This is a genomic window from Olleya sp. KKT75 (genome assembly GCF_055635485.1).
This window is the reverse complement of sequence record NZ_CM145759.1, coordinates 2,455,147-2,476,126: the sequence shown is the minus strand read 5'-3', so window position 1 is coordinate 2,476,126 and position 20,980 is coordinate 2,455,147. Positions and strand designations below refer to the sequence as shown.

Genomic DNA, 20,980 nt, shown 5'->3' with positions numbered 1-20,980 from the left:
TTTATTTTTTAGCTTTCTTTTGTAACTCTTCGCCTCCTGGAAGGTTCATTTTTTGAGTTAATTTAGAAATTTGATTTAAATCTATATCTCCAGTTAAAGAGATCACAACGGTTTCGATGGTACGCTTTTCGTCATTAATTTCTATATCAGAATCTTTTGTAACCGATTCTAATCCATTAATAAACATCAGTAATTCGCTTACATGGTCTTCGTCTTTACCTTGTTTTACATAAAACTTCATAGCAACACCATTGTCCTTCACTTCCATTAACTCCTCTAAAGAATTACTACGTGTAGCAACCCATTTTGAGATGTTTTTAGCAATCTCTTTATCTCCAGTAGCCATAGTTTTAAAACTAGTGATACTATTAACCATTTCCATGTAGGCTTTTGCTTCTGCATCATCCGTATCTATGTCAATTTTGGCTAACATTTGAAACATTTTAGGTTTTATAGACACATAACTTACTTGATCGTTATCGCTATATTTTTCAAAGATATCTTGAGCCATTCCTGTTAATGGCATCATTAATATTGCCATTACTACTATTGTTATATATTTTTTCATTGTATTTGTATTTTAAATTATTTGGTTTATTTGATTTTTAGTGTTTTTCAATTTTTAAAATGCGACCTATTGGGTTTTCCATTTCTTTTAAATAGTCAACTTGTGTGCCAGCTTTAGAAATAGCTCCTAAATAAGTGACTTGTGCAGTCCCTTTATTAAAGGTTTTAGATACCAATTGCAAATACGATTTGGCTTGATTATAAGCTAACCTATCCGCATCTGTTATCACATCTTCTTTAGGTCTATTAAAGTAAATACCAACCATTAAAACTGCTACTGCTGCAACGCTTAACCATCTAGAATTAAATTTCTTTTTAGTATTTAGTGGTACGTTTTTAGTAAAAGTCTCTTGCTGGTTTACTGTATAGTAACCAAAAATAGCTTTATAATGCTCTAAATGGGGTGCAACAGTCTCTTGCTTAAAATAGTTTTTTAACTGTGCTTCTTCCTTTAAAGTGGTTTGGCCATCTTCGTACTTTTCTAGTAAGTCTTCTATATTATTTAACACCATAATTATGTGTACTTGTTAATTTTTCTCTTATTATTTTTCTTGCTCTTGACAATGCTACTCTTACTGCTGTTGGGTTCATGTCCAACATTTTTGCAATCTCATCAAAATCATATTGCTCGATGTCTCTTAATTGAACAACCATTTTTTGTTGTTCTGGCAGGTCTTCGATAATTTTAGCAACCCATTCTAAACTATCATTTACTTCTATTTGCCTTTGCAATGAAACACTATGATCTTGGTAATTGCTATGTACAATTTTTAAATTCTGTGATTGTTTCGATTTTAATTTATCCAAACAAAAGTTTTTGGTCATAGTCATGGAAAATGCTTCCACGTTTTTATAGTTTTCAATCTTAGTTTTATTCTTCCATAATTTTAATATCACCTCCTGTGTAGCATCCTCTGCTTCTTCACGAGACACTAGCAACCGTTTGGCTAAACGAAAGACCTTATCCTTAAAAGGCATTACTATTTTTAAAAACTCTAACTGTGTCATTTTTGGTTGGTTGGTTTCTAATACGACGAACGACTATTAAATTTGTTACAATTAATTTTCAATATAAAATAAAGTAAGTACTTTTATAAAGAAAAATTTAAATTATGACTATGAAAAAGACTTGGATATATGTCATGCTATTACTACTATGTCTTAGTATTACTGCGTGTTTTGAAGATCAAGATGATAACACTATAGCTAACACAGATATTAAAGATTTTGTGTGGAAAGGTTTAAACCTTTGGTACTTCTGGCAAAATGATGTCCCTGATTTAGCAGATGATAGATTTTCTAACGCTCAGGAATACGCTACTTTTTTAGATAGCTACAGTACACCAGACGCCCTTTTTGATAACTTATTATTTAACGAAGATCGATTTAGCTGGATTGTGGACGATTATTTTACACTAAACAACTCTCTTAACGGAATTTCTAAAAGTAACGGAATGGAGTTTGGACTTGGTACCATAAACGGTGGTCCTGATGTATTTGGTGCCGTACAATATATCCTACCAAATACTAGCGCATCATCAAGCACACTGCAACGTGGTATGCTTTTTCTAACCGTTGATGGCGTACAATTAACAGAAAGTAATTTTGGAGGTTTATTGTTTGCAGATAACGATACCTATACTATCGGTCTAGCCGAATTAGATACCACTAATAATTTAGTACTAACAGGAGAAACGGTAACATTAACTAAACAAGTTTATGAAGAAAATCCTGTATTAATTTCAAATACCTTTACTGTAGACGGTATTAAAGTAGGTTATTTAATGTATAACCGCTTTACAAGTAATTTTGACCAACAATTAAATGATGCTTTTGGAACATTTGTTGCAGAAGGTGTTCAAGATTTAGTACTTGATTTACGTTACAATCCAGGAGGAAGTGTAGGATCTGCAATTAACTTATCAAGTATGATCTCTGGAGAACCAACTAGTAACTTATTTTTAAAACAACGTTGGAATGATAAAATACAAGCCGCATTATCAGATGAAGATGTGAGCCGAAACTTTGTAGATCAATTATCAGACGGAACAACTATAAACACGCTTAACCTTAATAAGGTTTATATATTAGCACAAGGCACTTCTGCTTCTGCCAGTGAGCTAGTAATTAACGGTTTGACACCTTATATGGATGTAATACATATTGGAAATACAACTAGAGGAAAAAACGAATTTTCCATAACACTTTACGATAGTCCTGACTGCGCGTATTCTTGTACAACAGGAATTAACCCAAGCCATACTTGGGCTATGCAACCTTTAGTTGGTAAAAATGAAAATGCAGATGGCTTTTATCAATATGAAGCCGGTTTACAACCTACTATTCTTTTAGAAGAAACCGTATCTAATTATGGTGTTTTAGGACAACAAGACGAACCTTTATTAGCAAGAGCAATACAACATTTAACAGGTAATGGAAGATTTGGTACGACTACTGAAGCGTCTTCTAAATTTAGAATTAATAAAAGTTCTAACTTGCAAACATTAACAAGAGACAATATGTATCTTGATTCTGACGATATTCCCAATATCTTTAAATAAAATTGATAAAGCCTCTAAAGTTATTTAGAGGCTTTTACTTTTAGACTATAATTAAAACCAATACCTATTGAGCCATAAAACATACTTTAATTGGAGCACTGGCAAAGATTCGGCCTTAGCCCTTTACTATTTATTGCAAAACGACGACTACACTATCCAGCAATTAATTACAACAGTTAATACACATTTTAATCGTGTGACCATGCATGGTTTAAGACTAGAGTTGCTAACTGCACAAACTGAGGCTTTAAATATTAAATCCAGTCTAATAGAACTTCCAGAAATGCCAAGTATGGAAACTTATGAAGACATCATGCTAAAGGCTGTGACTGCGTTAAAAGATGACAATTTTACACATAGTGCATTTGGCGATATCTATTTAGAGGACTTAAAAGTGTATAGAGAAAACCAACTGGCCACACAAAACATAAAAACTGTATTTCCGTTATGGAAGCGCGATACAAAACAACTTATTACTGAGTTTTTGGCGCTTGGTTTTAAAACCATAGTGGTTTGTGCTAATTCTAAATACTTTGACCAAGATTTTGTTGGGACTATTATAGATGAAAATTTTATAGACAACCTACCTGAAGGTGTGGATCCTTGCGGAGAAAATGGAGAATTCCATACCTTTTGTTTTGATGGGCCAATCTTTAAAAACCCAATCCCGTTTACTATTGGAGAAAAAGTATACCGAGAATATAATGCACCTAAAACCGATGATAATGATATCTGTAAAAGTGATGCCGAAACTTATGGTGTTTGGTACTGCGATTTAATTCCGTAACTATCACCTAAAATATAAACCATAAAAAAGCCTCTAAATAATTTAGAGGCTTTTTAATGGTTGGTTGGTTTGTGGTTTTTTATTGACTATTTCTTAGTTAAAGTAAAACCCGTTTGGAGCACTACCTGCAATATTAGAACTTAATAAAGCACCTGATGTGGAGTATTCATAAAATGATCCATTAGAAGCAAAATCTGCTGCATCACCAATATAAATAACATCATCATTTACTGCAAAACCGTACATTACACCATAAGCAGATGTAGAGTTATAAGTTAAAATAGGTGTTTCTGATACTGTTGTATCTCCTAAATTAAAACTATATACAGATGCTTCTGAAGTAAAATATACAGCGTCGTCATCTATATTTAAATTTTTAGTTCCTGAAATAGTTGCTGGTATATCTAAAGTACTAGCAACAGTATTAGAATCTAAATCTATTTCCATAAATTTTCCAGAACCTGTTAAAACATAAACAACATCATCTGATACTGCAATAGAGTTAGATGTATTACCTGCGCCTAAATCTATATCCGTTACTGTTAAAGTATTAGTATCTACTACAGATACAGAATGTTCTGATCCATATTGGTTGTTAGTCGTTATTACTTTATCTCCAACAGCTGCTATACGGTCCAAATAATTACCAATTAACACCTGAGAAGTAGAATAATTTGTTAAATCAATTACAGTTAAAAAGTCATCCGTTACAGAAGCAAAACTAGCGTTATTAGTTACATACGCTTTACCGTCTACAACAACACCATATCTTGGACTTTCTAAATCAGTGCTGATAGTAGTGATATACTCAAAAGTATAACGATCAACAACAGTTACAGACCCACTTCCTGCAACGATAAATGCTCTTGTATCGTCAAAAAAGATATTCTGAATATAAATCCCCATCTCTTCAGCATCTGGATTTTCTATTCTAAAAACATCATCAGTTCTTGTTCCGTCTTCACCTATAAAAATTATAGAATTTGTAACAGAGTTACCTCCTCCTTCATTTAATACAAAATAACCATCTTCATAAGCACCTAAAGGCTCAGAATCAAACGGTATCATATCATCATCGTTACTACAAGAGGTTAGCAAAAAAGCACTTGCTACTGCTAAGAATAATATTTTTTTAAATTGTTTCATTGTACTGTTTTATTTATTAGTGTTTAAAAATTAAAGTTCAAATATGTATTAAAATGTGTACCTGGCATAAATCGCCCTAACACACTTTGATAATTATGGTTAAAAATATTGTTTAACTGTGCGCCAACCGTAATATTTTTCTTTTTACCTAAAGTATAGTCGATACCTAAATTAGATAAATAATACGCATCAATATTATACTTTGGATTGTTATCTGATTGTGTAAAAACCTCTCCCACAAATACGTATTGGTAATATGCGGATAATCGTTTGTAGTTATAACCTAAAGTTGCAGTTGCTTTATGATAAGGCACATAAATTAATTGTGCATTGCGTTGCTGATCTTCTGATATAGTATAGGCATAATTACTAGTTAAAGTCAATTGATTTTTACCAAAATAATGTGTTGCATTTAATTGCGCTTCTACACCGTAAGTTTTAACATGATCTGTATTTATAGGCCTCCAAACAGTAGTGGTTGGCAACCATCTGATCATATCCGTAATATCATTATAAAAACCTGTAACAGAAAAATCTACTGTTTTAAAAGTAAAAGTATTTCCTAATTCTAATTGATAAGAGGTTTCTGGTTTTAAATCTAGATTACCTCCACTTTGCCAATACAAATCATTAAACGTTGGTACTCTATAATTCTTAGACCCATTAAGTGTTATCGTATAAGCATCAGAGATATCATATTTTAAACCTAAACTATATAAAAAAGGACTTTTATAATTATCTGTTATTTCTTGTCTTGTAGTAATTTCATATAAAAAATTAGAAGTCACCTCTTGTTTAAACAACAAATTAAATCCTGTTACATTGCGCTTTACTTTGCTTATGCTAGAACCTTCTCCTGTATTCTGTGTATAATCTAAAACTGGGTTAATAGTAATATTGTCGCCTAGTTTATAAGACAAATCATACTTTAAAATTAAAGTATTCACACCTCCATCGGTATAATCATCTCTTTCAATATTAGAGAAATACTTATAACTTTCCGTTAAATAAGCCACTTTCAATTTTGAAGTAAAGCCGCCAAATAACCCTACATATTCTAAAAGATTTCTAGAATCTCGATTTTTATATTTAGATGGTGTTTCTGTTGGTAATTGTAAAGAAAAATGACGCTGACCATCATAAAAATTACTGTAAGCCTTGATTATATTGTTATCGTTAAACTTATACCCTAAATTTAAACCAATAGTATTACTATAAAATTCGCCATTCAAATTGCTCTTATTGCTATCCACATAATCGTAATCATTATCCGATTTTAAATAACTAACATTAGCATTAATACTTAATTTATCTGTAGAAAAATGCCCTTTATAAGTACTATTAATAGTATTAAAACTTCCGTAGTTAACGCCCACATAATGAGAATCTGTATTATTATAGGCAATCTTATTATTTAAATGGATAGATCCACCAATAGCACCACTACCGTATAACACGCTTCCTCCTCCACTTCTAACATCTATATTATCAAATAGTTTAGTATTTACTGTACTAAAATCGGTTTGCCCATTAAGTTGAGAATTAATATTAATACCATTCCAAATCACTGCTGTTTGTTGGGCTGTAGTCCCTCTAAACGATGGCGAAGACACCATACCATAACCATTTTCTTTAAAGTAAATAGTACTATTATTATTAAGTAAATGTGTCAGTAATGGGTTTCCTTTTTTTATGATACTATCGGACAGTTTTAAAACTGTTTGTGTATTAGTAAAGGCTTTCAACTTAATATCACTAAGCTCAATAACATCTAAATATTGGATAGAGTCCAACTGTGTTTGTGCAAAAGACACAACACTAAAACATACAGCAAGTAATAATATAATTGTTTTTTTCATAAATCTTAAAGACCCTTCTCCCGAAGATCTAGTTAGATGATGAATTTGGCAGGTCTCCTGACTTGCGTCTTGCTATTGGTCTTCCCATCTAATATAGACAGTGACATGAAGTGTAATAACAAGCGTTATAGCTTACAGTTGCGGGAACAGTTCTGGAATTAAACCAGATTCCCTTTTAATCCATTCAAATAAAGTTTGAATGAAACCAAAATTCGTCGCAAAAATACTATTTAAAATAATGTATTACCTATTTTTTCTTATTCATTTTATAGATTAAATAAATAAAGCCCACTAAAAAATGCACTAATATAATTCCTCCTACTATATATATTGTTAAATTTGAACCGTCCCTCATGACTAAAATTTTATATAAATTTACAGGAAATTATTCCGCTAAAGTGTTACTAATGTTACAAAACAAACCTATTTTACTCCTTTTAATTTCAACGTTTTTCTTTCTAAATTGTAAAGAAGACAAAGGTATTAGCGTTAAGCTTCCGCCTTTAGACAACGTTAAAAATAGTATCGCTTACGCTGAAGGTTTTAATATTACAAACCACAGTAATTTTTCAGTTTTAGAAGTCAATAACCCTTGGCCCAATGCCGAAAAAGCATACAAGTATGTACTGATTTCTAAAGAAAACGCAGCCAAAACATCGTTTATGAAAGACGAATATGATGGCATAATAATAACGCCAATAAAACAAATTGTGGTGACATCCACGACACATATTCCGGCTTTAGAATTATTAAATGAAGAAGCAACTTTAATAGGTTTTCCTGGAACTGATTATGTCTCTTCAGAAAAAACAAGACAACGTATAGATAATGGTAATATTAGAGAATTAGGTAAAAACGAAGGTTTAAATACTGAGGTATTACTTAGTTTAAAACCAGATGTTGTGATTGGCTTTGGTGTTGATGGTACTAGTAAATCGCTAAACACAATTAGCAAAGCAAATATACCCGTTATATATAATGGCGATTGGGTAGAAAAATCACCTTTAGCTAAAGCCGAATGGATTAAATTTTTTGGGGCATTGTATAACAAAACCAAGGAAGCTGATGCAATCTTCTTGACTATCGAAACAGATTATAAAGCAGCACAAAAACTAGCAAAAACGGTAAAGAATCGTCCAACAGTTTTAAGTGGAGCAATGCATAAAGACGTTTGGTATTTACCTAACGGAACAAGTACCGAAGCACAATTTTTAAAAGATGCCAATGTGGACTATTTATATGCAGATACTGCGGGTGCTGGAAGTTTAGCGCTAAGTTTTGAAACTGTTTTTGAAAAAGCTAAAAGTGCAGACCTTTGGTTAAGCCCTTCTTACTACCCAACTATGGACGCTTTAAAACAAGCCAATACACATTACACACAATTTGACGCCTTTAAAAATAATAACATCTATACGTTTGCAAACACAACTGGTAAAACTGGAGGTGTATTATATTATGAGCTTGGTCTGGCAAGACCTGATTTAGTCCTAAAAGATATTATTAAAATTTGTCATCCAGAATTACTACCAGATTACAAAACTTACTTTTTTAGACCTTTAAACTAGAAAACCCATAGTTACAGTATCCAATTACCAAGACAAAAATAGAAACTATTGAAAACAAATTACACAATACCATTTATAGTACTTTCAGTTATACTGTTGGTGCTTTTTTGTGTTAACATCAGCTTGGGTTCTATTTCTATTTCTTTTAAAACTATTGTAAGTAGTTTTTTTACGGATACTGAGTTACTTTCAAGCAAAGAATACATTATTCAAAACTACCGTTTACCAAAAGCCATTACTGCCATTTTAGTAGGGTCCGGTTTAGGCATTTCAGGATTATTAATGCAAACGTTATTCAGAAACCCGTTGGCTGGACCTTTTGTTTTAGGTATTACCTCTGGAGCCAGTCTTGGTGTCGCTTTAGTAATATTAGGGAGTAGTATTTTTGGCGGTTTTCTTGCCACGTTTTTACTAACAAAATGGAGTTTAGTAATTGCAGCCAGTTTAGGTAGTTTTTTAGTCCTACTATTAGTTTTAATCGTATCCTCTAAAGTTAGAGATACCATGGCTATTTTAATTATAGGGTTAATGTTTGGTAGCATTACAGCAGCAATAGTCAGTGTACTATCATACTTTAGTAGTGCAGAACAGTTACAACAATATATATTTTGGGGCTTTGGTAGTTTAGGCGATTTAGACTGGTCCGAAGTACAAGTTTTTACAGTTATTTATGTTATTGGAGTTATTTTTAGCGTGTTATCCATAAAAGGTTTAAACACCTTGTTATTAGGAGAAAACTATGCTAAAAGCTTAGGTTTAAACATTAAACAAAGTCGTTTACTTATTATTATTGCCACTAGCCTATTAGCCGGTACAATCACTGCATTTGCAGGACCAATTGCCTTTATAGGTTTAGCAATACCACACGTAACAAGACAGGTATTTAACACCTCAAACCATAAAATATTATTACCGGCAGTCTTTTTATTTGGCGCTATTATTATGCTAATTTGCGACAGCATAGCACAATTACCAAACACAGATTACCTTTTACCTATTAACGCTATTACCTCTTTAATTGGTGCGCCTGTTGTTGTTTGGTTATTGGTTAGACAACGTAAAATGGTATTTTAAAATAATAATAAAATCAACGCAACTTTTTAATTAGAAATAAGATAGTGCCAGAACACATAAAACATACCATCCTTAAAACTGAAAACCTGACTATAGGTTATGCTTCTAAAAAAGAAGACACTATAGTGGCGTCAAACATTACTATTGCTTTAAAAAAAGGCGAATTAGTGGGATTAGTTGGTGGTAATGGTATTGGAAAATCTACACTATTAAAAACATTAACCAAAGTGCAATCACCTATAAATGGTGCTGTTTTTATTAATGAAAAACAATTAAAAACATTTTCTAACTTAGAACTTGCAAAGACTTTAAGCTTAGTATTAACGGAGCCAATTGCTGCAAAAAATTTAACTGTTTTTGAATTGGTTGCTCTAGGACGTCAACCTTACACCAATTGGGTTGGTAACTTATCTGATAAAGATTTAGAAATTATTAATAAAGCAATTGACCAAACGACAATAGCCGACTTAAAACATAAAAAATGTTTCGAGCTTAGTGATGGTCAACTTCAAAAGGTAATGATAGCACGTGCTTTAGCACAAGACACAGATTTAATTATTCTAGACGAACCGACGTCGCATTTAGACATGTATCATAAAGCATACATCCTAAAACTGCTTCAAAAATTAGCAAAAGATACCGGAAAAACCATCTTGTTTTCGTCTCACGAAATTGATCTAGCCATCCAATTATGCGACAGTATGATTGTCATGTCAGAACAGGGCATTGTAAGTGACACACCTTGTAATTTAATCGAAAAAGGAGCGTTTTCTAAGCTATTCCCGGAAGATATGATTGTTTTTGATGAAAAAACAGGCAGTTTTAGGGTTAAAAAATAACTATTTTTTCTACTTAATTCTTTTTAATTTATAGCGAAGAATAAATGAATAAAAAAACATTATATTTCAATTAAAATTTAATGATGAAACTAAATCTATCTTATCTAATTTTCTTTTTCATTTTCAATTATAGCTTTTCTCAAAGTGACAAATTTAATGTCGAATTTGTTAGTGCTAAAAAAACAATAAAAGCAATAACAACATCTAGTTCTATTTACAAATCAAAAAATGTAAATAAAATTGTAGTTAAAATAAAGATTCAGTCTGTAGATAAAAAGGGAATGTTTGATCCCAATAAAATATCATTAATAGACCATACCAATAACTTGAGATTTAGACCAACTGATATTCTAGCTAAGAGATTTACTAATTTAATTCCATTCGATAAAGTTTCAAAAATAAAACCTGAACTTAAAAGAAATAAATATCTATATAATCCAGAAATTAAAGACACTTTTTTGGACTACATTTTTGAGGGTATTGAAAACGTAAATATGCTTTTTAATTACGGGAGTTCCAAAAAACCTGATTTATTAATAATGCATTTTCAACCAAAGAAACTGCGTTCGACAACGATAACAATCTTTTTTGCTTATCCTAAAAATGTAAAAACTGGCACTTTATATTATGGAAATGAAAAAATTTCTGACATCAGTATTTAACTATCTTTGACCAAACTACTTTTACATTAAATGAACGACAACATTATCCTTATTCTTGCTATTTTAATTGCTGCTGCTATTGGTGGTTATTTGGGTATGCTATTCACTAAACTAAAAAGTAAAAGCGAAAAAAGCACCTTGGAAGAGCGTAACACCAACTTACAACAGCAATTGTCGGACTTAAAACAATTTTATTCCGCTGAAAGCGAAAGACAAAACGCAACATTTAACACCCAATTACAAGATTTAAAACAAACTATTTCTAAAATTGAAATAGAACGCGAAGTCATCCGTCGTGAAAAGGATATTTTAAATGAAGATTTAGCTAGAAAAAATGCAGATTTTGAAAACTTACAGCAATTAAATCTAAAACGTGAGGAAGAAGTCGAATTACGTCAAGAACAACTACGCAAGGATTTTGAGTTATTAGCAACTAAAATTTTAGATGAAAAAAGCGAGAAATTCACACTTCAGAATAAAGAAAATATCAAAAACATTTTAAATCCACTACAGGAAAAAATACTAACCTTCGAGAAAAAAGTAGATGATACTCAAAAGGAAAGTATCAGTATGCATAGTGCTTTAAAAGAACAATTACTAGGTTTAAAAGATTTAAACCAACAAATGACTAAAGAAGCTACCAACTTGACTAGAGCCTTAAAAGGGGATAGTAAAATGCAAGGAAATTGGGGCGAATTAGTTTTAGAACGTGTCCTTGAAAAATCAGGTTTAGAAAAAGACAGAGAGTATTTTGTACAACAAAATTTTACTAGAGCAGATGGCTCTAGAGTGTTGCCAGATATTGTATTACACTTACCTGACAATAAAAAAATGATTATTGATAGTAAGGTGTCTTTAACAGATTACGAACGTTACGTTAATGCAGAAGATGACCAACGTGAGTTATATTTAAAAGCGCACATCAATTCTATTAAAAGACACGTTGACCAATTGTCTGAGAAAAAATACGAGGATTTATATGATATAGAAAGTCCTGATTTTGTATTACTTTTTATCCCCATAGAACCTGCTTTTGCAGTGGCGATAAATGCAGATAATTCGATTTACAATAAAGCTTTCGAAAAAAACATAGTTATAGTCACGCCTTCTACCCTATTAGCAACCTTAAGAACGGTTGATAGCATGTGGAATAACGAAAAGCAACAACAAAATGCTATCGAAATTGCAAGACAAGCTGGTGCGCTTTACGATAAGTTTGAAGGTTTAGTCAAGGACTTAACTGGCGTTGGCAAAAAGATAGACGATGCTAAAAAAGACTATTCTTCTGCCATGAATAAACTAGTAGAAGGAAAAGGAAACTTAATTACTAGTGTCGAAAAAATAAAAAAACTAGGTGCAAAAGCTAAAAAAGCATTGCCAGAATCAATAATAAAAAGAGCAGAATCTGACGATTAAAAAAACAAAAATATGATCAAATTTTTAATAAAAACACTAATTATTATTGTGCTTATAATAGCTGGATATTTTGCTTTTATCTATTTTGCTACTTATAGCGAAGGTGTACGAGCAGGAGAATTAGTTAAGTTTAGTAGCAAAGGTGTGATGTTTAAAACCTGGGAAGGCGAAGTTAGCCAAGGCGTTTCTGAAGCGCAACTTTTTGAATTCTCTGTAGAGGATAAAGAAAAACAGGTGATTAAAGATTTAAACCGTTTGCAAGGTAAATTTGTAAAACTGACGTATTTTGAACGTTACAAAACCTTCTTTTGGTTAGGTGACACAAAATATTTTATTACTAAAGTAGAAGAAGATAAAGAACGCCGATCTAATTACTAATTATGAAAGATTATAAAAAAGCAGATGCTTCGCGTATTAGCATATCAGAATTAATGTTGCCTTCCCACAGTAATTTTAGTGGAAAAATACATGGTGGTTACATCCTAAATTTAATGGATCAAATAGCATTTGCATGTGCGTCTAAACACTCTAAAAGTTATTGTGTTACCGCTAGTGTGGACACTGTCGATTTTTTAAGCCCTATTGAAGTTGGAGAATTAGTAACCATGAAAGCCTCAGTAAACTTTGTAGGTAATACGTCTATGGTTGTTGGTATTAGGGTCATTGCAGAAAACATACAAACAGGGGTTGTTAAACACTGTAACTCCTCTTACTTTACCATGGTATCTAAGGATGAACACGGAAAATCACAACAAGTTCCGGGTCTTATTTTAAATGATAAAGTGGAAGTGAAACGTTTTTTAAAAGCTATCAAGCGTATGGAAACTAAAAAACAACGTCAATATGAGTTTGATCATCAAGACTTCTCTCATGTAGACTACTTGCCTATTTTAAAAGAACACAAGGTTAGGATAGACTTACCCGAAAATTTTTAAATAAAAAAAGCCTTCATTTTAATGAAGGCTTTTTTATTGGGTTTACATTCTGTATTATTTACTTAAATACATTTTACGTCTTGCGTATAAATTGTAAAATTCGTCATCTTTTAAATCGTCGATAAACAAGATACTTTCTCCAGTACTTTTCATTTCTGGACCAAGCTTCTTATTTACATTATGGAACTTATTAAAAGAGAATACCGGCTGCTTGATAGCATAGCCTTCTAATTTAGGGTTAAAATCAAAGTCAGTCACTTTTTTCTCCCCTAACATTACTTTAGTTGCATAATTTACATAAGGCTCTCCATAAGCTTTAGAGATAAATGGTACCGTACGCGATGCTCTTGGATTAGCTTCAATGATATAAACAATATCCTCTTTTATTGCAAACTGGATGTTTATTAAACCAACAGTGTTTAATGCTAAAGCAATCTTTTTAGTATGGTCTTTAATTTGTTGCATTACAAACTCACCTAAGTTAAACGGTGGTAATGTTGCATTACTATCTCCAGAGTGGATTCCACAAGGTTCAATATGTTCCATTATACCAATAATGTATACATTTTCTCCATCGCAAATAGCATCTGCTTCGGCTTCTATTGCACCATCTAAATAATGATCTAAAAGTAATTGATTCCCTGGCATACGTCTTAATAAATCAACAACATGCTCTTCAAGCTCTTGTTTATTTATTACAATTTTCATTCCTTGTCCTCCAAGTACGTAAGAAGGTCTTACTAAAATTGGAAAGTCTAAAACATCTGCAATCGCAGCTGCTTCATCTGCTGTAGTAGCAATATCAAATTCTGGATAAGGAATATTGTTTTCTTTTAACATATTAGAAAACAACCCTCTATCTTCTGCTAAATCTAACGCTTCAAAGCTTGTTCCTAATATTTTAATACCGTATTTAGATAGTTTTTCTGCAAGTTTTAAAGCGGTTTGACCACCTAATTGCACAATAACACCTTCAGGTTTTTCATGTCTAATAATGTCGTAGATATGTTCCCAGAATACAGGTTCAAAATATAATTTATCCGCAGTATCAAAATCTGTAGATACTGTTTCAGGGTTACAGTTAATCATGATGGTTTCATAACCACATTCAGCAGCAGCTAAAACACCATGAACACAACAGTAATCAAACTCGATACCTTGACCAATTCTATTTGGTCCAGATCCTAGAACAATCACTTTTTTCTTATCAGAGACAATACTTTCATTATCTGCGTAACGTTTTCCGTCTGCAGTTTCTACGTCGTTTTCAAATGTAGAATAGTAATATGGAGTCTTTGCTTCAAATTCTGCAGCACAAGTATCAACTAGTTTATACACACGATTAATACCTAACGCGTCTCTTTTATTATACACTTGACTTTCTAAACAGCTCAACATATGCGCTATTTGTCTGTCTCCGTATCCTTTTTGTTTAGCTTCAAGAAGTAATTCTCTATCTATAGTATCGATAGTAAATGTTGAAATTTCTTTTTGCAATTGGTGTAATTCTTCATATTGACGTAAAAACCACATGTCAATTTTTGTGATTTCATGAATACGACTTAATGGAATTCCCATTTGAATGGCATCATAAATTACAAAGACTCTATCCCAACTTGCGTGTGTTAGTTTATCTATAATTTGATCGTAATTAGTATACCCTTTTCCGTCAGCACCTAAACCATTACGTTTAATCTCTAAAGATTGTGTTGCTTTATGCAATGCTTCTTGAAACGAACGTCCAATACCCATCACTTCTCCTACAGATTTCATTTGAAGCCCTAAAGTACGATCACTTCCTTCAAACTTATCAAAGTTCCAGCGTGGTATTTTTACAATAACGTAATCTAAAGTCGGCTCAAATAAGGCAGAAGTAGATTTTGTAATTTGATTTTGTAACTCGTCTAAATGATAACCTATTGCTAATTTAGCCGCAATTTTTGCAATTGGATACCCTGTTGCTTTACTAGCTAAAGCAGAAGATCTAGACACACGAGGGTTAATCTCGATAGCAATAATATCTTCATTTTCGTCTGGACTTACAGCAAACTGCACATTACAACCACCAGCAAAATCACCAATATTACGCATCATATGGATAGCCATATCACGCATTTTTTGGTATGTTTTATCACTTAATGTCATTGCTGGTGCCACAGTAATCGAATCTCCTGTGTGGATACCAATAGGATCCATGTTTTCAATAGAACAGATAATTACTACATTATCATTTGAGTCTCTAAGTAACTCTAATTCATATTCTTTCCAGCCTATTAAGGCTTTATCAATCATGACTTCGTGAATTGGAGAAATCTCCAGACCACGCGTCAATAACTCGTCAAAATCTTCTTCTTTATGGACAAAAGAGGCGCCTGCACCTCCTAAAGTAAAAGAAGCTCTAATAATTAATGGAAAACCGAATTCCTGAGCAATCTCTTTACCTTTTAAATATGATGTTGCAGTTGCTTGAGGTGCCATTGGAATTCCAATATCAAGCATTAATTCTCTAAACTGCTCTCTATCTTCTGTAATATTAATAGCATCAATATTTACTCCAATAATCTCTACATCAAAGTCTTTCCAAATACCTTTCTCGTCTGCTTCAATACATAAGTTTAAAGCTGTCTGCCCACCCATTGTAGGTAACACTGCATCGATATGTGGATGCTCTTTTAATATTTTAACAATAGACTTTGTAGTAAGAGGCAACAAGTAAACATGATCAGCCATACTAGGGTCTGTCATAATTGTTGCAGGGTTAGAATTGATTAAAATAGTTTCAATTCCGTCCTCTCTTAACGATCTTAAAGCTTGTGTACCAGAGTAATCAAATTCACACGCTTGCCCAATAACGATAGGACCTGAACCTATAATAAGAATAGATTTTAACTTAGGATTTTTTGGCATTTTTTCTTTATTTTTTTCGATTATAAAAATAGTAATTCTAGGATACAAAAAAAGGCGTTACACCTAAGTAACGCCTTTAAATTATTAACAATTGTTAATCATTATTTTTTATGTCTAGTTTCTGTAGAAACAGAAATTTTCTTTCTTCCTTTAGCACGACGACGAGCTAATACCTTTCTACCATTAGCAGAAGCCATTCTTTCTCTAAAACCATGTTTATTTCTTCTTTTTCTCTTTGATGGCTGAAACGTTCTTTTTGGCATTGTCTTATTTTTTTAAATCTGAATAGTATATGTTTTATTTAGTTTAGGGTTTCACCTAAAACTGAGCGCAAATATACAACGAGTTTTTTATTTCACAAACCTAATTTAAAAAATATTTTTAAAGATTTTTTTAGTTTCTTTGTACTCCATTAAAAAACACGCTTAAAAACGTTACAATACAAGTAACTCAGGGCTTATAAAATTATACATAATGTACAACAAAGTAATCAAATTAATTATAGCAATCGCAATTTTTGGTTTTGCAATCTATCAATTTATTGAAGGAAACATAGGTAACGGGATAATGTACATCTTTTTATCACTAATATTTGTCTTCTTATATTTTAAGAACGAATTTATTTTACTTGCCTTTTTAAAACTTAGAAAGCAAGATTTTCCAGGAGCTAAAAGGTGGTTAGATAAAATTAAAAATCCAGATACTGCCTTAGTAAAGAAACAACAAGGGTATTATAACTTTTTAAATGGTGTTATGGTCTCTCAAGATAATATGTCGGAAGCGGAGCGTTATTTTAAGAAAGCGGAACAATTAGGATTATCTATGGACCATGACATGGCTATGGTAAAATTAAATTTAGCTGGTGTTGCTTTATCTAAAAGAAGAAAACAAGAAGCGACAACCTTATTAGCCGAAGCACAAAAACTAGACAAACAAGGCATGTTAACTGATCAAATTAAAATGATGAAAGATAACATGAAACGTGCTCAAGCGCCAAAACAACATTTTGGTCAAGGCGGTTCTGTGCGTTCTCAAAAAAGACGTAGTAGATAATTAATATTATTTATCTAATAAAAAAACGTCCAACTAATCTAGATTTAGATTAGTTGGACTTTTTTTTTACAGCATATTTTACTTAAAGTAAAGGCGCCCAAAGCCTGCAATAGGCTTCTTGTATTCTTTCAAAGTTAGAGCGCTCTTCCCACGCTTGATAATCGACCACAATAGCATCTTCTAAATCTTGCATAAAAATAGCTTTGGCTTCTTTTGCTTTATCCTTACTATAAATCAAAGCATTGATTTCAAAGTTAATATTAAAGCTTCTGTAATCCATATTACAGGTTCCTATAGTGGTAAAAACATCGTCTACAACCATTGTTTTGGCATGTATAAATCCTTTTTCATATCTGTATACTTTGATATTAGCTTTTAATAACTGCTCTAAATAAGAGTTTGTTGCATGCTTAGCTGTCCAAGAATCCGATTGATCGGGAATTAATAAACGCACGTCTACTCCACTTTTGGATGCTACTTGCATAGCTGTTATGATTTGATCATTTGGTATAAAATATGGCGTTGTGATATACACATAGTGTTCTGCAGTAACAATAGCAAAGAAGATAGCCTCCATTATATTGGCCCAATCCGTATCAGGACCACTAGCTGCTATTTGTACAGGTTGCACATCCTTAACTTTATTTTGAGGAAAAAAAGAACGGTTTAACTCCAATGTGGTCTCTGATACAAAATTCCAATTGGTCAAAAATTGAGTTTGTAATGTAAAAACCGCCTCGCCTATTATTTTTAAGTGTGTATCTCTCCAATAACTTTTGCTTTCTGGATAGTTAACATAAGTATCGGATACGTTAATACCACCAACATAGCCAATTTCGCCATCAATAATTACAATTTTCCTGTGGTTTCTGTAATTCATCTTACCAGTAAATCTTGGAAATAACACTGGCATAAACGCGTAAAACTCGATATTAGCTTCTATTAGTTTTCTTTTCATTTTAGATGAAATCTTACTTCCTACATCATCAAAACTAAGCCTAACCTTAACCCCTTCCTTTGCTTTTTTACATAACAGCTCTAAAAATTGGGTACCAATCCTATCGTCTTTTAAAATGTAATATTCTATATGAATGTGTTGTTGCGCACTTTCGATATCTTTAAATAAAGATTGAAACTTGTTTTCTCCATTAATGATAATTTCGACATTATTATATTTAGTTAATGGCGATTTATCATTTCTCTGAAGCAAATGTATTAAACGGATTTGATCTTCTTCGATATTAGCTTCATAACTAGATAGCGTCTCAGGATCAATCTTTAAATCCTTATTTATGGACTTAATAAGCTTATTATTTAAAACATCTTTACGATTAAAAATTTTATTTTTTCTGTACTCTTGACCAAAAAAATAATATACAATCAGCCCAAAAAAAGGAAACACTAACAATACAATAATGTACGTTAGTGTTTTTGTTGGGTTTATTGACTTAAACAATATAGTAGTTACAGCTATAATCACTAATATATAGTTGATTACAATTGCAATTGTCCACCAATATTGACTAAAAAAGTCTAACATCTACGGTGTTGTTTGATAATAACCTTCTCTTGGAATATCAATAAAATATTCTTTTCTAGAGCTATTATTTAAATGTGGCTCTCTTAACCAAGGGTTATGTAATTTTAATATTTTGTAGTTAATTCCAAATTGCTTAGCAAAACCTGCAAAATCAGTTACCGCTGTATCTACAGCTACCTGATACGTTGGAACAGTTGTATATAAATCTTTATCTCTAAAGTTAAAGCCATACTTATCTGGGTTAGATAAAATTTCTTTTAAAGCTATAATTCTAAACACGTAACGTCCCGTTTCTTCACCTAATAACAAATCATAATAACTAGTAACGTCTTGTGCTTTTAAACGCTTAGAAATACCATAATTACCTGCATTATATGCGGCTGCTGCCGAAGTCCAAGATCCTAAACTCTTTTTAGCCTTTAATAAATAATCACAAGCTACTTCTGTTGCTTTTTCAAGATTGTAACGCTCATCCACATTATCATTAACTTCTAGACCGTGCTCGCGTCCAGTAGCTTTCATTATTTGCCAGAATCCACTAGCTCCTGCTGGAGACCGTGCATCTGTTAATCCACTTTCAATAACAGCTAAGTATTTAAAATCATCAGGAATACCATGTTTAGCTAAAATTGGTTCTATAATTGGAAAATATTTTTTGGCACGTTTAAACATTAATAATCCATTAGATTGCCAATAGGTATTAACCAAAAGCTCCTTATCCATACGCTCATAAATATCCGGGTTTGATAATGGCACAGCCTCTCCTGCAAAATCTAAATAACTAGGCATTTGTATAGCATAAACATTGTAGTCGTTTATGATTTGTTTCTCAAAATTTTCATCAGTTGGCGCATTTTGGTAGGCATTAATAAACAACATCCCTAATGCTGCTAACCCAACTATAGCTAAACTTTTTTGTACTATCTTCATCTTCTTATCTTTTTCTTTAAATTTAAAAAATTTTATTCAAATCGCTCTGTTTTTAAGCGATTAGTTTTGGTAGGTTTTCATTAAACCACTTATACTTATTTATTATCATAATATGCGTGCCACCCTTTATAGTAATGCAATCTCCTAGATTTGCAAACGGAAACACCATATCGTTATCACCATGGATATGCAAAACGGATTCCATTGGTTGATCTTGCTCCCAACACACTACTTGCTCTATCGCCCAATCTAAATACACTTTATCACTAACAGACAGGTACTTTTTATATAACTCCACACGTTTAGTAATAGTATTACCAAAAGCATATTTTGCTAACAAATCTATACTACTTACCAATTGTGTTGGCAGTATTTTATAGGCTTTAGTTGCTTTTAACAACTTCATACGTTTAGGCAACTCATGTTTTGTCTTTACACTAGAGACTATTATTAGCTTTTTAACTGCAATATGCTTACTCATTTCCTGAACTAAAATACCACCAAAAGAAACCCCTAGCAATACAGGATTGTCATGATTTATATCTTCGCACATCCGTTTTGCGTAGCTTGAAATCGATTCGTTTTTATTTGGCAACTTCCATTCTAGCCAATAAATTTTGTATTGATCTTCCGGTAATTTTATGTGCTCAAAAATGGTTGGATTGGCTGCCATTCCTGGCATTAGATAGACCGGTATTACTTGCTGATTCATAAGGTTTTAACACTAACAAAGCCTGTTGCTATTAGATTTATTCGTACATTTGCACGGTAAAGCTATAAAATAGTTTGGTACTATTTTTGAAACTCTCCGAATAATTAATAAAACTTTATAGATATGATTGATGCAGCTGAGTTAGTTGACAATGATTTTTTACGTCAATTTGAACTTAAAATTGATGATCATTTTGCTAAAATTGAATACTCTTTACAAGAACGAAAGATTTTTTTAACAAAACTGATTCTTCCAGAAGAGCTTGACAACGAGGAGTTTGTCGCAGAATTTTTAACTACTGTTTTTGACAATATAGAAGAACGCAACCTGAGTGTTGTGCCTACAAGTCCAGAAATAGCAAAGTTTATAAGACGTAACAGAAGATACAAAAAATTACTACCCGTAGGTCTTAGGATTTAAGACATTT

At 32.1% G+C, this 20,980-nt stretch carries 21 protein-coding genes and 1 riboswitch; of the genes, 11 read left to right on the top strand and 10 right to left on the bottom strand.

The genetic code is table 11. The features are described from left to right. Position 1: 1 nt before the first annotated feature. The 3 genes from ACZ2G2_RS11140 to ACZ2G2_RS11130 are packed head-to-tail and all read right to left on the bottom strand — an operon-like array spanning position 2 to position 1,575. Complete coding sequence (locus ACZ2G2_RS11140) at positions 2-568, bottom strand: DUF4252 domain-containing protein (protein WP_470392130.1); 567 nt, start codon at positions 566-568, stop codon at positions 2-4. A gap of 37 nt (positions 569-605) precedes the next feature. Continuing rightward, positions 606-1,079 carry a hypothetical protein gene (locus ACZ2G2_RS11135; RefSeq protein ID WP_090839602.1) on the bottom strand — a complete coding sequence of 158 codons (474 nt, stop codon included), beginning with the start codon at positions 1,077-1,079 and terminating at the stop codon, positions 606-608. After that, positions 1,066-1,575 carry an RNA polymerase sigma factor gene (locus ACZ2G2_RS11130; protein WP_470392129.1) on the bottom strand — a complete coding sequence of 170 codons (510 nt, stop codon included), beginning with the start codon at positions 1,573-1,575 and terminating at the stop codon, positions 1,066-1,068. The genes ACZ2G2_RS11135 and ACZ2G2_RS11130 overlap by 14 nt, the downstream gene beginning before the upstream one ends. Positions 1,576-1,685: 110 nt before the next feature. On the opposite strand from ACZ2G2_RS11130, the gene ACZ2G2_RS11125 reads away from it, so the two are divergent. Continuing rightward, positions 1,686-3,128: a S41 family peptidase gene (locus ACZ2G2_RS11125; protein ID WP_470392128.1), complete on the top strand. Its 1,443-nt coding sequence runs from the start codon at positions 1,686-1,688 to the stop codon at positions 3,126-3,128. Positions 3,129-3,195: 67 nt separating this feature from the next. Then, positions 3,196-3,915: a Dph6-related ATP pyrophosphatase gene (locus tag ACZ2G2_RS11120; RefSeq protein WP_470392127.1), complete on the top strand. Its 720-nt coding sequence runs from the start codon at positions 3,196-3,198 to the stop codon at positions 3,913-3,915. A 93-nt stretch (positions 3,916-4,008) separates the two neighbouring features. Here the strand turns inward: ACZ2G2_RS11120 and ACZ2G2_RS11115 are convergent, their stop codons facing one another. Together ACZ2G2_RS11115 and ACZ2G2_RS11110 are read right to left on the bottom strand one after the other, a co-directional pair. Continuing rightward, positions 4,009-5,061, bottom strand: a complete 1,053-nt coding sequence (locus ACZ2G2_RS11115) for a hypothetical protein (RefSeq protein WP_470392126.1) — start codon at positions 5,059-5,061, stop codon at positions 4,009-4,011. A gap of 23 nt (positions 5,062-5,084) precedes the next feature. Next, positions 5,085-6,920, bottom strand: a complete 1,836-nt coding sequence (locus ACZ2G2_RS11110) for a TonB-dependent receptor plug domain-containing protein (protein WP_470392125.1) — start codon at positions 6,918-6,920, stop codon at positions 5,085-5,087. A gap of 31 nt (positions 6,921-6,951) precedes the next feature. Continuing rightward, positions 6,952-7,145: riboswitch (cobalamin riboswitch) on the bottom strand. Between the two features lie 182 nt (positions 7,146-7,327). Here ACZ2G2_RS11110 and ACZ2G2_RS11105 point away from each other — a divergent pair. From ACZ2G2_RS11105 to ACZ2G2_RS11075, 7 genes are all read left to right on the top strand, one after another. Further along, the gene (locus ACZ2G2_RS11105) at positions 7,328-8,485 is read left to right on the top strand and encodes an ABC transporter substrate-binding protein (RefSeq protein WP_470394911.1); all 1,158 of its coding nucleotides are present in this window, start codon (positions 7,328-7,330) and stop codon (positions 8,483-8,485) included. 48 nt (positions 8,486-8,533) lie between these two features. Beyond that, the gene (locus ACZ2G2_RS11100; protein ID WP_470392124.1) at positions 8,534-9,559 is read left to right on the top strand and encodes a FecCD family ABC transporter permease; all 1,026 of its coding nucleotides are present in this window, start codon (positions 8,534-8,536) and stop codon (positions 9,557-9,559) included. Positions 9,560-9,603: 44 nt separating this feature from the next. Beyond that, a complete protein-coding gene (locus ACZ2G2_RS11095) occupies positions 9,604-10,398 on the top strand; it encodes an ABC transporter ATP-binding protein (RefSeq protein WP_470392123.1) in 795 nt (264 codons plus the stop codon). A gap of 80 nt (positions 10,399-10,478) precedes the next feature. Beyond that, complete coding sequence (locus ACZ2G2_RS11090) at positions 10,479-11,060, top strand: hypothetical protein (protein WP_470392122.1); 582 nt, start codon at positions 10,479-10,481, stop codon at positions 11,058-11,060. Positions 11,061-11,090: 30 nt separating this feature from the next. Then, complete coding sequence (locus ACZ2G2_RS11085) at positions 11,091-12,476, top strand: DNA recombination protein RmuC (protein ID WP_470392121.1); 1,386 nt, start codon at positions 11,091-11,093, stop codon at positions 12,474-12,476. Between the two features lie 12 nt (positions 12,477-12,488). Then, a complete protein-coding gene (locus ACZ2G2_RS11080) occupies positions 12,489-12,854 on the top strand; it encodes a 6-phosphogluconate dehydrogenase (protein ID WP_272022653.1) in 366 nt (121 codons plus the stop codon). Positions 12,855-12,856: 2 nt separating this feature from the next. Beyond that, positions 12,857-13,411: an acyl-CoA thioesterase gene (locus tag ACZ2G2_RS11075; RefSeq protein WP_282068353.1), complete on the top strand. Its 555-nt coding sequence runs from the start codon at positions 12,857-12,859 to the stop codon at positions 13,409-13,411. 54 nt (positions 13,412-13,465) lie between these two features. Here the strand turns inward: ACZ2G2_RS11075 and carB are convergent, their stop codons facing one another. Beyond that, positions 13,466-16,318 (bottom strand): carbamoyl-phosphate synthase large subunit, encoded by a 2,853-nt coding sequence (carB, locus tag ACZ2G2_RS11070; RefSeq protein WP_470392120.1) that lies wholly within the window; start codon positions 16,316-16,318, stop codon positions 13,466-13,468. 101 nt (positions 16,319-16,419) lie between these two features. After that, positions 16,420-16,581, bottom strand: coding sequence for a 50S ribosomal protein L34 (rpmH, locus tag ACZ2G2_RS11065; protein ID WP_090839625.1), 162 nt, complete (start codon positions 16,579-16,581; stop codon positions 16,420-16,422). A gap of 211 nt (positions 16,582-16,792) precedes the next feature. On the opposite strand from rpmH, the gene ACZ2G2_RS11060 reads away from it, so the two are divergent. After that, on the top strand, positions 16,793-17,371 hold the full coding sequence (locus ACZ2G2_RS11060; RefSeq protein WP_470392119.1) for a tetratricopeptide repeat protein: 579 nt from the start codon (positions 16,793-16,795) through the stop codon (positions 17,369-17,371). A gap of 82 nt (positions 17,372-17,453) precedes the next feature. Here ACZ2G2_RS11060 and cls read toward each other — a convergent pair whose 3' ends face one another. Genes cls through ACZ2G2_RS11045 form a run of 3 tightly spaced genes read right to left on the bottom strand, consistent with a single transcriptional unit; the run spans position 17,454 to position 20,553 of the window. Then, complete coding sequence (gene cls / locus ACZ2G2_RS11055) at positions 17,454-18,911, bottom strand: cardiolipin synthase (RefSeq protein WP_090839629.1); 1,458 nt, start codon at positions 18,909-18,911, stop codon at positions 17,454-17,456. After that, positions 18,912-19,841 carry a lytic transglycosylase domain-containing protein gene (locus tag ACZ2G2_RS11050; protein WP_090839631.1) on the bottom strand — a complete coding sequence of 310 codons (930 nt, stop codon included), beginning with the start codon at positions 19,839-19,841 and terminating at the stop codon, positions 18,912-18,914. A gap of 52 nt (positions 19,842-19,893) precedes the next feature. After that, positions 19,894-20,553, bottom strand: a complete 660-nt coding sequence (locus ACZ2G2_RS11045) for an alpha/beta hydrolase family protein (protein ID WP_272022657.1) — start codon at positions 20,551-20,553, stop codon at positions 19,894-19,896. Positions 20,554-20,676: 123 nt separating this feature from the next. Here ACZ2G2_RS11045 and ACZ2G2_RS11040 point away from each other — a divergent pair, with 123 nt between their 5' ends. Next, positions 20,677-20,973 carry an N-acetyltransferase gene (locus ACZ2G2_RS11040; protein WP_177183523.1) on the top strand — a complete coding sequence of 99 codons (297 nt, stop codon included), beginning with the start codon at positions 20,677-20,679 and terminating at the stop codon, positions 20,971-20,973. The last annotated feature ends 7 nt before the right edge of the window (positions 20,974-20,980 follow it).

Coding starts and splice junctions, on each gene's coding strand:
- ACZ2G2_RS11130 (WP_470392129.1), bottom strand. CDS start 1,575: ATGACACAGTTAGAGTTTTTAAAAATAGTAATGCCTTTTAAGGATAAG.
- ACZ2G2_RS11140 (WP_470392130.1), bottom strand. CDS start 568: ATGAAAAAATATATAACAATAGTAGTAATGGCAATATTAATGATGCCA.
- ACZ2G2_RS11075 (WP_282068353.1), top strand. CDS start 12,857: ATGAAAGATTATAAAAAAGCAGATGCTTCGCGTATTAGCATATCAGAA.
- carB (WP_470392120.1), bottom strand. CDS start 16,318: ATGCCAAAAAATCCTAAGTTAAAATCTATTCTTATTATAGGTTCAGGT.
- rpmH (WP_090839625.1), bottom strand. CDS start 16,581: ATGCCAAAAAGAACGTTTCAGCCATCAAAGAGAAAAAGAAGAAATAAA.
- ACZ2G2_RS11085 (WP_470392121.1), top strand. CDS start 11,091: ATGAACGACAACATTATCCTTATTCTTGCTATTTTAATTGCTGCTGCT.
- cls (WP_090839629.1), bottom strand. CDS start 18,911: ATGTTAGACTTTTTTAGTCAATATTGGTGGACAATTGCAATTGTAATC.
- ACZ2G2_RS11050 (WP_090839631.1), bottom strand. CDS start 19,841: ATGAAGATAGTACAAAAAAGTTTAGCTATAGTTGGGTTAGCAGCATTA.
- ACZ2G2_RS11060 (WP_470392119.1), top strand. CDS start 16,793: ATGTACAACAAAGTAATCAAATTAATTATAGCAATCGCAATTTTTGGT.
- ACZ2G2_RS11040 (WP_177183523.1), top strand. CDS start 20,677: ATGATTGATGCAGCTGAGTTAGTTGACAATGATTTTTTACGTCAATTT.
- ACZ2G2_RS11110 (WP_470392125.1), bottom strand. CDS start 6,920: ATGAAAAAAACAATTATATTATTACTTGCTGTATGTTTTAGTGTTGTG.
- ACZ2G2_RS11115 (WP_470392126.1), bottom strand. CDS start 5,061: ATGAAACAATTTAAAAAAATATTATTCTTAGCAGTAGCAAGTGCTTTT.
- ACZ2G2_RS11125 (WP_470392128.1), top strand. CDS start 1,686: ATGAAAAAGACTTGGATATATGTCATGCTATTACTACTATGTCTTAGT.
- ACZ2G2_RS11045 (WP_272022657.1), bottom strand. CDS start 20,553: ATGAATCAGCAAGTAATACCGGTCTATCTAATGCCAGGAATGGCAGCC.
- ACZ2G2_RS11105 (WP_470394911.1), top strand. CDS start 7,328: ATGTTACAAAACAAACCTATTTTACTCCTTTTAATTTCAACGTTTTTC.
- ACZ2G2_RS11080 (WP_272022653.1), top strand. CDS start 12,489: ATGATCAAATTTTTAATAAAAACACTAATTATTATTGTGCTTATAATA.
- ACZ2G2_RS11135 (WP_090839602.1), bottom strand. CDS start 1,079: ATGGTGTTAAATAATATAGAAGACTTACTAGAAAAGTACGAAGATGGC.
- ACZ2G2_RS11090 (WP_470392122.1), top strand. CDS start 10,479: ATGATGAAACTAAATCTATCTTATCTAATTTTCTTTTTCATTTTCAAT.